The following is a 12,825-nucleotide window of genomic DNA, read 5'->3' as shown; positions in this document are numbered from 1 at the left end:
CCGGCGTGGCAGGCGATCAGGATGACCGGAACCGCACGCGCAACCCGACCGATCGATGCCCCGATGCCCGAAGAAGGCGGCTGGACCAGCTATTTTTCTCATCTGGAATGCTCGGTGACCGGCGAGCGGGTGGAGGCCGACGGGTTGCGTGGCCTTTCCCCCGCAGGCAAGCCCCTGCTCGCCCGTTATGACCTGGCCGACGCGCGGCGCCATGTCGACCGGGACATGTTGGCGCGGCGGTCGGCCGATATGTGGCGCTACCGCGAATTGCTGCCCGTGCCCCATGCCGATGCCTGCGTGACGCTGGGCGAGATGATGACGCCGCTCATCGCGCTGCGCGAAGGGGGCGGGCGCCTGTTGGTGAAGGATGAGGGGCGGTTGCCCACCGGATCGTTCAAGGCGCGGGGGCAGGCGACGGCCATGTCGATGGCGCGGCATTTCGGCGCGCGCCGCGTCGCCATTCCCACCAACGGCAATGCCGGCGGCGCGGTCGCCGCTTATGCCGCGCGGGCCGGGTTGGGCGCATGGTGCTTCTGCCCCATGGAGACGCCCGCCGCCCATGTGGGCGAAATGCTCAGCTTTGGCGCGCATGTGTTTCGCGTGGCGGGGATGATCGACGATTGCGGCGCGATCGTTCGGCAGGGTGTCGAGCGCATGGGCTGGTTCCCGCTGTCGACCATGCAGGAGCCCTATCGCGTCGAGGGCAAGAAGACGATGGGATTTGAACTGGCCGAACAGCTCGGCTGGGAACTGCCCGACGTCATCATCTACGCCACCGGCGGCGGCACTGCTTTGGTGGCGATGTGGAAGGCGTTTGACGAACTGGAGGCGATGGGCTGGATCGGTTCGGCCCGGCCGCGCATGGTCGCTGCCCAGTCGACCGGCTGCGCGCCGATTGTGCAGGCGTGGGAGGCAGGCGAGCGTCAGGCGACAAGGTGGGACAATGCCTGCACTGTGGCGGCGGGCATCCGCGTGCCTGCCGTGCTGGCGGATTTCATGGTGCTCGATGTGCTGCGCCAAAGCCGGGGCTGGGCCGAGGCTGTAAGCGACGAAGCGATCCTGGCGTCGCAGGCGATGGTGGCGGCCAGCGATGGCGTGCAGATGTGTCCGGAGGGCGCGGCTACCCATGCCGTTTATCGCGCCGCGCTGGCGCGGGGCGACATCAGTCGTGACGAACGGGTGGTGCTGTTCAACTGCGCCACCGGCCTCAAATATCCGATGCCTGAACAGGCCGGCATTATCGCCGATCCCGGCGCGATCGACTGGGCGGCGATCGGCGATCCACTGTGACGCTGCAAGGCCAGACGGAAGAGGCGGCGTTGACAGGGCGCGGGCTGGCGCTGCGTCGGCTGGCGCTGATCCTGCGCCCCATGCCGCCGATATTTCGCACGGCGGCGGCGCGCGATGATGGGTTGCGCGCCTCCTATTATGGCCGGTTGTGGGACGGGTGGGGCATGGGCGCGCGCGCGATCGCGGACCTGCTTCACCGGCGGGACCATGCAACCGGCCGCGACGCGCTGGCGCGGCAAGCCCGCACGCTGGGCTTTCGCTCCGGCAATCTGCGCGAAATCCATCAAAGGCGGCGGGACGACGCGCCGCTGGCCGATTTTCTGGATCAGGACGAGCGCAAGGGCATCCACGCCATCGTCAATCACGCCGCTTTGCCGCTGCACAGCAATCCTTTGAAGAACAAGGCGCTGTTCGAGGCGCGGTGTCGGGCAGGCGGGCTGGCGCTGCCCGCCGTTATCGCAGATGCGCGCGATGCCGCCGCGCATGACGCCCTGATCGTCAAGCCCGGCATGGGATCGAAGGGCAAGGGCGTGGTGCGGCTGGTGCGGCAGGCTGGCGGGGACTGGCGGGCGTCCGATGGCAGCCTGAACGTCGCCGCTGGTGATCTCGACCCGTGGATCGCGCGCCGCCGCCATGATGGCTGGGTCGTGCAGCAATGCATCGTCGTTCATTCCGATCTGGCGGATCTGTCGCCCGGCGCCCTGCCGACCCTGCGGATCGTGACGGTTCGCAACGAACATGGCGCGTTTGAGGTGGTCGATACGGCGCTGCGCCTGTCGCTGGCGTCCGATCGGGCGGCGGACAATTTCAACATGGATAATCTGGTCGCGCCCGTTGGGTCGGACGCTGTGCTCGGTCCGGCTTTGCGGCGGATCGGAGGCGGCTTTGCCGAACTGGAGCGGCACCCGCAGACCGGCGCGCCGATTGCGGGCGCGCGGCTTGATCTGTTCGATGCCGCGCGGAACCTGGCGGTGCGGGCGCATGGGCATTTTGCCGACCATGCCCTGATCGGCTGGGACATCGGCCTGTCGGCCGATGGGCCGGTGCTGATCGAGGGGAACTGGAACCCGGGCTATAATGTGCTGCAACTGGTCAGTGGCCGGGGCATTGGCGGGATGCGCCTGGGCGCGCTGTATCGTCATCATCTGGACGTCGCGCCGGAGGCGGCATGGCGGCGCGCGACGCCGGTTCAGGTCGCGCAATTACCCTTTTGAGCTGATGTCTTCGGGCAGAAAGCGTTGCGACAGGCCATGATAGAGGCGTTCGCGGCAGATGAACTGCGCTGCCCAGTCGGCCACCAGCGCCGCGCCGAGCAGCGGCAGCATGAAGCCGCGGCTTCCGGTGGTTTCGGTGATGATGATGACCGCCGTCAGCGGCGCGCGCACGACACCGGTGAAATAGGCGGTCATGCCCAGCAGGATGACGGCGCTGACCTGCGAATGGGGGAAGAACCAGCCGAGCAGCTGGCCAAAGCCCGCGCCGGTGGCGAGCGAAGGGGCGAAAATGCCGCCCGGCAGGCCCGACACATTGGTCGCCAGTGTGCTGATGAATTTGGCCGGCCCGAACCACATCGGCATATCCTCCCCGGAAATCAGCGCACGGGCAGGGGCATAGCTGGTGCCCCAGGTGATGCGGCTCGCAATGCCGATTCCCGCGACGACAAGGCCACACAGGGCCGCGAACAGAACGGGGCGCGCGCGGGCGAATTGGGTGAAGGCGTTTTTGTTGCGCGCGGCGGACAGCGCCAGCCGGGCGAACAGCCCGCCCGAAAGGCCGCCCAGCAGGCCCGCGATCAACGCCACGGGCGCCGATTCCACCAACGGCAAATGGGCGTTCACCACGCCGAAATAGACATAGTCGCCGGCAATCCCCAGGCTGACCATGCCCGATATGATGACGGCGGTGATGACCAGCAGGGTCATGCGCTGCTCATAGGCGGACGCCAGTTCCTCGATCGCGAAACTGATCCCGGCCAGCGGCGTATTGAACGCCGCCGCCACGCCCGCCGCGCCGCCAGCGATCATCACCGAAGCGCGCATCGGCACGGCCAGGGCCTGATGCACGCGCGCCATGATGGCGGCGGCGATCTGAACGGTTGGCCCTTCGCGCCCCACCGACGCGCCGACCAGCAGGGCTGAGACCGTCAGCAGCGCCTTCAGCGCGGCGGTGCGCATGTCGATCAGCGAACGGCGCGCCTGTTCTCCAAGGCGAGAGGCGGCAATGACCTGCGGTATGCCCGAACCGGCGGCCAGCGGGGCGTGGGTGCGGGTGACCCAAACAATGAGCGCAAAGCCGAGAGGCGTGATCGCCAGCGGCAACCAGCGTTGCCGGGCCGCGATCCGTTCAAAGGCGGCGCTGGCTTCGTCGGCCGCCCAGGCAAAGGCCAGCGCCGCCAGCCCGACCAGCACCGCGCCGCCGATCAGGGCCAGTCGCCGCCGGAACATGAGCGAAGTGGGGCCGCTATGGCGGAGCAGCGCACGGAACCGCTTGCCGGACCAGCGCCGCGCCATGCTTATGACTCGTCCGTTTCACAAGCGCGCCGACGATAGCGGAAGTACCAGACCTCATGCCCCTTGCGCCGGGCCTTGGCCTCGTAGCGGGTTTCGGGCCAGCCGCCGGGCCTGACCAGAAAATCCTTCGGATCGCTGGCCAGCCAGTCGAAAGCGGGATGGCCGTTCATCACCATCAGCGCCCAGCGCAGATAGACGGGATGGTCGGTGCCGAAACGGAATTCACCGCCCGGTTTGAGCTTGGCCGCGATCATTTCCACCGGCCCCTTGTTCATCATCCGCCGCTTGGCGTGGCGGGCCTTGGGCCATGGATCGGGATGGAGCAGATAGACGAAGCTGAGCGCGCCGTCGGGAATGCGCGACAGCACCTCCAGCGCGTTGCCCATGTGAATGCGGACATTGCCCAGCGCCTTGTCGCGAACATGGCCCAGCGCGCCGACGACTCCGTTCAGAAAAGGTTCGCAGCCGATGAAGCCATGGTCGGGCAACATGTCGGCGCGAAAGGCCATATGTTCGCCCGATCCGAAACCGATTTCGAAATGCAGCGGGCGATCATAGCCGAACAGGTCTGCCGCCGTCACCGGCCCTTCTTCGGGCACGGACAGGGCGGGGAGCAGCGTGTCGACCAGTTCCTGCTGGCCCGCGCGCAGCTTGTGCCCCGATTGCCGCCCGTAAAGGCGGTTGAGTGTCGTCGGGTCGCCGGATTTGAACGCAGTCATGCGCCGGGTCGATAGCCGCCGCCCGCCTTCGGGGCAAGCCGCCGCACATGCCGATCAGGCCAATTCCACATGCAGCATCGCCGCATCCGCGCCCGTAATGCGCACATGGGCGCCGACCGGCGCGTCGGGGCCTTTGCAGGACCATATGCCATCCTCCACCTTCACCCGGCCGCGCCCGCTTTCGATCGCCTCCACCACTGTCACGATTTCACCGACCATTCGCGCCGTTCGCTGGTTGAGCAACGGGTCTTCGGAGGTGGTGTCGGTGGCCGCATACCAGCGTCGTCCGGCCCATGTGGCGATCAGGCAAAGCGTGGCGAAGAGCAGGAACTGCGCCCACAATGGCGCTGGCAACAGCAGCGTGATCGCGCCCGTGATCCCCGCCGCGACGGCGACCCAGATCAAAAACACGCCGGGCACGATGATTTCGCCGATCGCCAGCACGACCGCGAAGATCAGCCACCACCAATGATTGTCGAGCATGGCAAGGTCGATCATGGGCCTTCATCCTCCAATGGACTGTTCCTGTTTCAGGCGGGGTTGAAGGGGCCGCGACGGGGCGGGGCCGGCGGCGGCGGGGCGTCCGTCGCCAGGGCGTCCTTCGCCAGTTGGCCGATACCGCCCAGCGTGCCGATCAACTGGGTCGCCTCCACCGGGAACAGGATCGTCTTGGCGTTGGGCGACGTCGCGAACTGTTCGACCGCAGCGACATATTTCTGGGCAATGAAATAGTTGAGCGCCTGCGGATTGCCGCTGGCGATGGCGTCGGACACCATCTGCGTCGCCTTGGCTTCGGCCTCGGCTTCGCGCTCGCGCGCCTCGGCATCGCGGAAAGCGGCCTCGCGGCGGCCTTCCGCCTGCAAAATCTGCGACTGCTTCTCGCCCTCGGCGCGCAGGATTTCGGATGCGCGCAGCCCTTCGGATTCAAGGATGTTGGCGCGCTTTTCGCGTTCCGCCTTCATCTGGCGGCCCATGGCGTTGACGATGTCGGCGGGCGGGCGGATGTCCTTCAACTCGACGCGGGTGATCTTGATGCCCCAGGCATTGGTGGCATGATCGACCACCGACAGCAGGCGCGCGTTGATCTCGTCACGCTTGGACAGGGTTTCATCGAGATCCATCGACCCCATCACAGTGCGCAGGTTGGTGGTCGCCAGTTGCATGATGGCGACATACAGCTCCGACACTTCATAGGCGGCCTTGGCGGCGTCCAGCACCTGGAAGAAGACGACGCCATCGACCGACACCATGGCGTTGTCCTTGGTGATGATTTCCTGCCCCGGAATATCAACAACCTGTTCCATCATATTGATCTTGCGACCAACGGCATAAAAGAAGGCCGGATAGAAATTGAGGCCCGGCCGCGCCACTTCGGTAAAACGCCCGAAGCGTTCGATGGTGTATTGATAGCCTTGCCGGACCACCTTGATGCTGGCGGCCAGATAGATGATGACGAGCAGGCTCAAGCCCAATGCGAACTCTGTGACCATGGAACGGCCCCCCTCCTGAAGTGCAGACTTGAACTATGCCCCGAAACCGGGGAGGGGGGAAGCGAAACCGGAGCGTTGGCGATCCGGCGGCGTCAGGAGACAGACATGACCATGCAACTTCATCATGCCCGTTCGCTGCTGTTCCTGCCCGCATCCAACGCGCGCGCGATTGAAAAGGCGCGGGGATTGCCGTGCGACATGGTCATATTGGACCTGGAAGACGCCGTGCCGGACGACAAAAAGGTCGAGGCGCGCGAAGCCGCCGTGGCCGCCGTGGCGGAGGGTTTCGGATCGCGACTGGCGGCTGTTCGCATCAATGTTGCGGGCACGCCCTGGTATGGCGACGAAATGGTGGCGCTGAAGAAATCCGCTGTCGACTATATCGTGCTTCCCAAGGTCGAAACGGCCGAACAGGTCAAAGCCGTGTTCAGCGTGTGTCAGAAGCCGGTCATCGCCATGATCGAAAGCCCGGCAGGGCTGCTTGCCGCGCCCGCCATCGCCAAGGCGGAGGGCGCCGGCGGCCTGTTCATGGGGACCAATGACCTGCGGCGCGAATTGCGCATTCCGGCGGGCGCCGACCGGACCGGGCTGTCGTTGGCGCTGCAATCGGTGGTGGTCGCCGCGCGCGCGGGTGGCGTGGCGGTGTTCGATGGCGTTTATAACCGGCTGGACGATGCCGAAGGACTGGAACGGGAATGCCGCGAGGGCCACATGCTGGGCTTCGATGGCAAGACGCTGATCCACCCCAACCAGATCTTAGTCGCGAACCGCGCATTCGGCCCGGATGCCGATGCGGTGGCGGAGGCCCGCCGTCTGGTCGAAGCGGCGACCGGCGGCGCGGAACGGTTCGAAGGACGGATGATCGAGGCGATGCACGTCGCCCAGGCGCAGGACCTGATCGCCCGCGCCGAAGCGGTCGGCGTTCAATAACGGTCGAGCAATCTTTCCACGGTGCGATGGGGCGGCTTGCCGTTCGCGCCGGGGGCTTCTTCCTCCTCCAGCCGGGCGCGGATCGCTTCGATCTCTATGTCGGTCAGATGTTCGATGCCGATGAATTCGTTGCGCGCCGCCTCGACCGAACGGATCAGTTCGTCGAGCTTGGCCTGCATGGCGGCGGCGTCGCGGTTCTGGCTGTTCTGGACCAGGAACACCATCAGGAAGGTGACGATGGTGGTGCCGGTGTTGATGACCAGTTGCCAGGTCTGCGAATAATCGAACATCGGCCCGGTGACGCCCCAGACCAGAACGATCGCCATGGCGAGGATGAACGTGGCGGGCTTGCCGGCATAAGCGGCGGTGACGCCAGCGAAACGGGTGAATATCCTGTCCATTGTTCCTGTCTTTCCTGACCGTTCAGCGTCAGCACACGCCTAGCTTGCCCATGTGACAGAGGGGGTTGCTGCCGCGCAATAAAATTGCACCGGGCGACTAGCCGTTCCGGGGGGAAATGGTTACATGGGCCGCCACGAATCCCCCTAGACAAAAGTGGCAGCACCCCATGGATATTCGCCTCGGCCTCACCTTTGACGACGTTCTGCTTCAGCCCGCTGAATCGGACGTCATGCCCAGCCAGGCGGACACCAGCACCCATGTGACGCGCGCCATCAAGCTCAACATCCCGATATTGTCGTCGGCCATGGACACGGTGACGGAAGCCGACATGGCGATCGTCATGGCGCAACTGGGCGGCATTGGCGTCCTGCATCGCAATCTGTCGATTGAGGAGCAGGCGGACGCGGTGCGTGCGGTCAAGCGGTTCGAAAGCGGCATGGTCGTCAACCCCATCACCATCCTGCCCACCGCGACGCTGGCCGATGCGCAGATGCTGATGCAGCGCCACCGGATCAGCGGCATTCCCGTGGTCGAACATTCGGGCAAGCTGGTCGGCATATTGACCCACCGCGACGTGCGCTTTGCCGAAAATCCGGCTCAGCCGGTCAGCGAATTGATGACGAAGGACAATCTGGCCACGGTGAATGTCGGCGTCGGCCAGGACGAGGCGATGCGGCTGCTGCACCAGCGCCGCATCGAAAAGCTGCTGGTGGTGGACGAGGATTATCACTGTGTCGGCCTGATTACGGTTAAGGACATCGAAAAGGCCGTCACCTATCCGAAGGCGACGAAGGATGCCTCCGGTCGCTTGCGCGTCGCGGCAGCGACCACGGTCGGCGACAAGGGACTGGAACGCACCGAGGCGCTGATCGATGCGGAATGCGACCTGATCGTGATCGACACCGCCCATGGCCACAGCAAGCAGGTTTCCGCCGCTGTGGAGGCGGTGAGGAAGCTTTCTAGCCATGTGCAGATCGTCGCTGGCAATGTCGCGACCGCCGAAGCGACCAGGGCGCTGATCGGCGCGGGCGCGGATTGCGTGAAGGTCGGCATCGGCCCGGGTTCCATCTGCACCACGCGGGTGGTCGCGGGCGTGGGCGTGCCGCAGTTGACGGCGATCATGGATTCGGCCGAGGAGGCCGCAAAGCAGGGCGTGCCCGTGATCGCGGACGGCGGCCTTCGCACATCGGGCGATGTGGCCAAGGCTCTGGCTGCCGGCGCCGGCTGTGTCATGGTCGGTTCGCTACTGGCTGGCACCGCAGAGGCGCCGGGCGAAACCTTCCTCTATCAGGGCCGCGCCTATAAGAGCTATCGCGGCATGGGCAGCGTGGGCGCCATGGCGCGGGGCAGCGCCGACCGTTATTTCCAGGCGGACATCAAGGACCAGATGAAATTGGTGCCGGAAGGCATCGAAGGACAGGTGCCGTTCAAGGGCCCCGCCAAGGACGTGATCCACCAACTGGTTGGCGGCGTGAAGGCGGCGATGGGCTATACCGGCAGCCGGACGATCCCCGACCTCAAGGAGCGCGCGCGGTTCGTCCAGATCACCAATGCGGGCCTGTCCGAAAGCCACGTCCACGATGTTACGATCACGCGCGAGGCGCCGAACTATCCAACGCGCTGAAGCGGGGCGGCTGGATTTTCAGTCCCGTCAACGGTCTTCCGATTGATCCCGTGCCGCTTTGCCCGAACTCTCGGGCTATCTTGACCATGTTGTATCGCTCGGCGGATCGCCTCTGTCGCTATGGCGCTCCGGTGCGGAACTTGACCCTAGCCGCGCCAGCGCCCGGTTTCCATCCACAGCATCAGGCGGCGGAGCGGCAGCACCCAGATCCAGATCAGGCCCAGAAAGACGTAGAGCGGCGCCTGCGCCCAGACCGGCAGCGCGCCGATGACGCCCGAAAGGCTGGCGACCATGACCGCCCATGCCGTGATGAGCGCCAGAATCGCGAACATGCCCGCGGGTTTGCGCCAGCTTGGCCGATAAGGTTCGCTCACAGATCGGCTCCTTCGATATATTCGACTTCGGTCAGCACCGCATGCAGCGGCAAATCCCATGGATCGGCCGGCACTACATCCATTTCCTGCACCGACCAGGCGAGGCCGATGCGCAGCGCGTCGGGATGGCGGGCAAAGGCGCGGTCATAATAGCCGCCGCCTTGCCCCAGTCTGTTCATCGCCCGGTCGAAACCGACCAGCGGCGCGATGATGACGTCGGGGGCGACCGGCGGCCCGGCGGGTTCAGGGTGGCTGGTGCCGTGAAGGCCGGGAAACAATTGGTCCTCCGGCCGCCAGATCACGAAATCCATGCCGCCAAGACGGTCGAGCACGCGGGGCAGGGCCAGCGCCTTGCCCATGGCGGCGAGCGGGGCGGCCAGCCGGGTAGCGGGCGCTTCATCGTCCATCGGCATATAGAGGGCGACCGTCCCGGCGTCCGCGATGCGCCGGGCAAGGGGAGAGGGCAGCGCCTTGAACGCCAGCCTGTGCGCCAGCGCATCGAGCGAGGCGATGAAATTGCGCCGTCGTTGGCGGGCGATGCGTCGCAGCGCCGCCTTGTCCAGATCATCGTCGCCATCATCCGTCATGGGGCGTTCGCCTTCCTGCCGTGTCGTGATGGGCCGGGGATCGGGTGGCGGGACCACCTCGGCCGTTTGCTGGAATATCCTCTGACGCCTCAACGTCAGGTGGGAACCATGTAGATCGGGCCGGAGCCCGCCCAGGGACAGCCCCCGTGGATGTGATTATCGCCTCAGGGATGTTCGCTAAAGCTCGTACCAGGCAGTGCCCGCCTCCACCTATCTAGGCGTGCGGGATGCGTCCCGCAAGCCTGTCGGAAAGGGTTTCGAGACGCCGCGTCAGGGCTTCGATGGCGGCCGCCGCGCGCTCATCCTCTCCCTCCAGCGCGAAACTGGGCTGACGATCGGTTGACTGTCTCTGCTTTTCGTTCAGTTCGTCGGCGAGGAAAAGGGCGGCGAACAGCAACGTGCGCACTTCCGTCAGGCCCGGCGCGTTGCGCCGCGCGTCGCTCGCTTTCGCCTCGATCATCTGGGCCAGATGGGCCAGATGGGCCTCTTCTCCGTCGCGGCAACGGATCACATAGTCCCGACCCGCGATGTGCAGGGTGGTTTCAGCCATCGGTGCGGCCCTTGAGTTCGGCGATAAGGTCGTCGAGCGATTGCAGGGCGGCGCGCGCCTGATCCGTGCCCTGCGGCGACAGGACGGGTGCGGCGGTCGACGGGGCGTCGCCCAGCGCATCCACCTGCTGCTCCAGCCGGCCGATGGCCCGTTCAAGGGCGCCGATCGCCAGCATCATCCGCGTGCTTGCCATGGCCCTGCATAGCCAAAAGCCGGTCGCTGCAAAAGACCTGTTGACCCATGATCGGACGGAAGGATGACGCGGCGCGGTTGACGCCCCAATCTTCTGGCGACAAAGGGGGCCGATCGCGATTCGCTGGGGCTGGCCGAACCGTCTTTATCGGGTGCAGTCTCGAACAGGGAGGGTTACCCGCGCAATGACAGTTTCCGACACGCTGCTCGCCAATGCCATTCGGGCCTTGTCCATGGACGCCGTTCAGGCAGCCAATAGCGGGCACCCCGGGATGCCCATGGGCATGGCCGATGTCGCCACGGTGTTGTTTCGCGATTATCTGAAATTCGATCCGTCCGCGCCGAAATGGGCCGACCGCGACCGCTTCGTGCTGTCGGCGGGCCATGGATCGATGCTGATTTACGCGCTGCTGAACCTGACCGGCTATGCCCGTCCGACGATGGACGACATCCGCAATTTCCGCCAGTTGCACAGCCCCTGCGCCGGGCACCCGGAAAATTTCGAGCTGGCGGGCGTGGAAGCGACGACCGGCCCGCTGGGTTCGGGCTTGGCCACCGCGGTCGGCATGGCGATCGCCGAACGGCATCTGAACGCCAGTTTTGGCGACGATCTGGTCGATCACCGCACCTGGGTGATCGCGGGCGACGGCTGCCTGATGGAGGGCATTAATCACGAAGCCATCGGTCTGGCCGGGCATTTGAACCTGTCGCGCCTGATCGTGCTGTGGGACGATAACAAGATCACCATCGACGGCGCTGTCGACATGTCGAGCAGCGAGGATGTTCGCGCCCGTTACGCCGCGACCGGCTGGCATGTGGTTTCGTGCGACGGCCATGACGTCGCCGACGTGCGCCGCGCCATTGACGAGGCGCTGGCCGATCCGCGTCCCTCGCTGGTCGCCTGCGCCACCAAGATCGGCTATGGCGCGCCGAACAAGGCGGGCACGTCGGGCGTCCACGGGTCCGCGCTGGGCGAGGCGGAAGTCGCCGCCGCCCGCGAATTTCTGGGCTGGTCGGCCGAACCCTTCGCCATTCCCGCAGACATCGACGCCGCCTGGAAGGCCATCGGCGCCAGGGGCGCGCCGGTTCGCGCCGATTGGGAAGCGCGTCTGGCCGCCAGCGCCAAGGGCGCGGAATTTGCGCGCCGCATGGCCGGTGAACTGCCCGCCGGTTTCTCGCTCGACGCCTATATCGACACGCTGATCGCCAATCCGCAGAAGGTCGCCACCCGCAAAGCCAGCGAACTGGCGCTGGGCGCGATCAACGACCTGCTCCCTGAAACCATCGGCGGTTCGGCGGACCTGACCGGGTCCAACAATACCAAGACCAAGTCGACCGGGCCGTTGACCCGCGACGATTATGCCGGCCGCTACGTCTACTACGGCATCCGCGAATTCGGCATGGCCTGCGCGATGAACGGCATGGCGCTGCATGGCGGCGTGATCCCCTATGGCGGCACCTTCCTCGTCTTTTCCGACTATATGCGCGGCGGCATCCGCCTGGCCGCGCTCCAGCAGCAGCGCGTCATCCATGTCCTTACCCATGACTCCATTGGTCTGGGCGAGGATGGCCCGACCCACCAACCGATCGAGCATGTCATGTCGATGCGCATGATCCCGAACCTGGACGTCTATCGCCCGGCCGACATCGTCGAAACGGCGGAATGCTGGGAACTGGCGTTGAAGGACGCGACCGGCCCGTCGGTGCTGGCGCTGACGCGCCAGAACCTGCCGCAGCTTCGCACTGTGAAGGCTGGCGAAAATCTGTGCGCCAAGGGCGCCTATCGCCTGAGCGCCGCCAAGGCCGAGCGCAAGGTGGTGATCGTCGCCACCGGTTCGGAAGTCGAGATCGCCGTCGCCACCGCCGCGCTGCTGGAAGGACAGGGCATCGGCGCGGATGTCGTGTCGATGCCGAGTTGGGCCCATTTCGAGGCGCAGCCGCAATCCTATCGCGACGAGGTGCTGCCGCACCATGTGCTGCGTGTGTCGATCGAGGCGGGCACGACCTTTGGCTGGGAACGGCATACCGGCATTGGCGGCCTGCGTTTCGGCATTGACGGCTTTGGCGCGTCGGCCCCGGCCGAAGACCTGTACGACCATTTCGGCCTGACCGCCGCGAAGATCGCCCCGCAGATCGCGGCGGCGCTGAACTAAATCC

14 protein-coding genes and 1 other RNA gene are annotated in these 12,825 nt (G+C 65.8%); 5 read left to right on the top strand and 10 right to left on the bottom strand.

Going from position 1 to position 12,825, the window contains the following annotated elements:
- The first annotated feature begins 63 nt into the window (after nt 1–63).
- Both GGR44_RS06925 and GGR44_RS06920 read left to right on the top strand, forming a co-directional pair.
- Entirely contained in the window at nt 64–1,290 is a 1,227-nt protein-coding gene (locus GGR44_RS06925; RefSeq protein WP_183954883.1) for a threonine synthase, read from the top strand.
- A complete protein-coding gene (locus tag GGR44_RS06920) occupies nt 1,287–2,504 on the top strand; it encodes a sugar-transfer associated ATP-grasp domain-containing protein (protein ID WP_183954798.1) in 1,218 nt (405 codons plus the stop codon). Before GGR44_RS06925 ends, GGR44_RS06920 begins: the two co-directional genes overlap by 4 nt.
- Here the strand turns inward: GGR44_RS06920 and GGR44_RS06915 are convergent.
- From GGR44_RS06915 to GGR44_RS06900, 4 genes are read right to left on the bottom strand one after another with little or no spacing between them, the layout of a single operon-like run.
- Nucleotides 2,493–3,800 carry a chloride channel protein gene (locus tag GGR44_RS06915; protein ID WP_183954797.1) on the bottom strand — a complete coding sequence of 436 codons (1,308 nt, stop codon included), beginning with the start codon at nt 3,798–3,800 and terminating at the stop codon, nt 2,493–2,495. The genes GGR44_RS06920 and GGR44_RS06915 overlap by 12 nt on opposite strands.
- A gap of 2 nt (nt 3,801–3,802) precedes the next feature.
- A complete protein-coding gene (gene trmB / locus GGR44_RS06910) occupies nt 3,803–4,519 on the bottom strand; it encodes a tRNA (guanine(46)-N(7))-methyltransferase TrmB (RefSeq protein WP_183954795.1) in 717 nt (238 codons plus the stop codon).
- A 54-nt stretch (nt 4,520–4,573) separates the two neighbouring features.
- Nucleotides 4,574–5,017 carry an NfeD family protein gene (locus GGR44_RS06905; protein WP_183954793.1) on the bottom strand — a complete coding sequence of 148 codons (444 nt, stop codon included), beginning with the start codon at nt 5,015–5,017 and terminating at the stop codon, nt 4,574–4,576.
- Between the two features lie 32 nt (nt 5,018–5,049).
- Nucleotides 5,050–6,009 (bottom strand): SPFH domain-containing protein, encoded by a 960-nt coding sequence (locus tag GGR44_RS06900; RefSeq protein WP_183954791.1) that lies wholly within the window; start codon nt 6,007–6,009, stop codon nt 5,050–5,052.
- Between the two features lie 111 nt (nt 6,010–6,120).
- On the opposite strand from GGR44_RS06900, the gene GGR44_RS06895 reads away from it, so the two are divergent.
- Nucleotides 6,121–6,939, top strand: a complete 819-nt coding sequence (locus GGR44_RS06895; RefSeq protein ID WP_183954882.1) for an HpcH/HpaI aldolase/citrate lyase family protein — start codon at nt 6,121–6,123, stop codon at nt 6,937–6,939.
- Here the strand turns inward: GGR44_RS06895 and GGR44_RS06890 are convergent.
- Complete coding sequence (locus tag GGR44_RS06890; RefSeq protein ID WP_183954789.1) at nt 6,933–7,340, bottom strand: low affinity iron permease family protein; 408 nt, start codon at nt 7,338–7,340, stop codon at nt 6,933–6,935. The genes GGR44_RS06895 and GGR44_RS06890 overlap by 7 nt on opposite strands.
- A 167-nt stretch (nt 7,341–7,507) precedes the next feature.
- Between GGR44_RS06890 and guaB the strand changes: the two genes are divergently transcribed.
- Complete coding sequence (gene guaB, locus GGR44_RS06885) at nt 7,508–8,965, top strand: IMP dehydrogenase (protein ID WP_183954788.1); 1,458 nt, start codon at nt 7,508–7,510, stop codon at nt 8,963–8,965.
- A gap of 146 nt (nt 8,966–9,111) precedes the next feature.
- Here guaB and GGR44_RS16830 read toward each other — a convergent pair whose 3' ends face one another.
- From GGR44_RS16830 to GGR44_RS06865, 5 genes are all read right to left on the bottom strand, one after another.
- Nucleotides 9,112–9,339 (bottom strand): DUF2842 domain-containing protein, encoded by a 228-nt coding sequence (locus tag GGR44_RS16830; protein ID WP_343052302.1) that lies wholly within the window; start codon nt 9,337–9,339, stop codon nt 9,112–9,114.
- On the bottom strand, nt 9,336–9,926 hold the full coding sequence (locus GGR44_RS06875; protein WP_183954784.1) for a 5-formyltetrahydrofolate cyclo-ligase: 591 nt from the start codon (nt 9,924–9,926) through the stop codon (nt 9,336–9,338). The genes GGR44_RS16830 and GGR44_RS06875 overlap by 4 nt, the downstream gene beginning before the upstream one ends.
- Before the next feature lie 46 nt (nt 9,927–9,972).
- A non-coding RNA gene (ssrS, locus tag GGR44_RS17200) (6S RNA) lies at nt 9,973–10,129 on the bottom strand.
- 11 nt (nt 10,130–10,140) lie between these two features.
- Entirely contained in the window at nt 10,141–10,476 is a 336-nt protein-coding gene (locus GGR44_RS06870) for a cell division protein ZapA (protein WP_183954782.1), read from the bottom strand.
- The gene (locus GGR44_RS06865; RefSeq protein WP_246344336.1) at nt 10,469–10,669 is read right to left on the bottom strand and encodes a hypothetical protein; all 201 of its coding nucleotides are present in this window, start codon (nt 10,667–10,669) and stop codon (nt 10,469–10,471) included. Before GGR44_RS06865 ends, GGR44_RS06870 begins: the two co-directional genes overlap by 8 nt.
- 184 nt (nt 10,670–10,853) lie before the next feature.
- On the opposite strand from GGR44_RS06865, the gene tkt reads away from it, so the two are divergent.
- Complete coding sequence (gene tkt, locus GGR44_RS06860; RefSeq protein ID WP_183954780.1) at nt 10,854–12,821, top strand: transketolase; 1,968 nt, start codon at nt 10,854–10,856, stop codon at nt 12,819–12,821.
- Nucleotides 12,822–12,825: the final 4 nt, after the last annotated feature.

The sequence above is a fragment of the Sphingobium fontiphilum genome (genome assembly GCF_014196635.1).
Taxonomy (GTDB): Bacteria; Pseudomonadota; Alphaproteobacteria; order Sphingomonadales; family Sphingomonadaceae; genus Sphingobium; species Sphingobium fontiphilum.
This window is presented reverse-complemented; position numbering and strand designations above follow the sequence as displayed.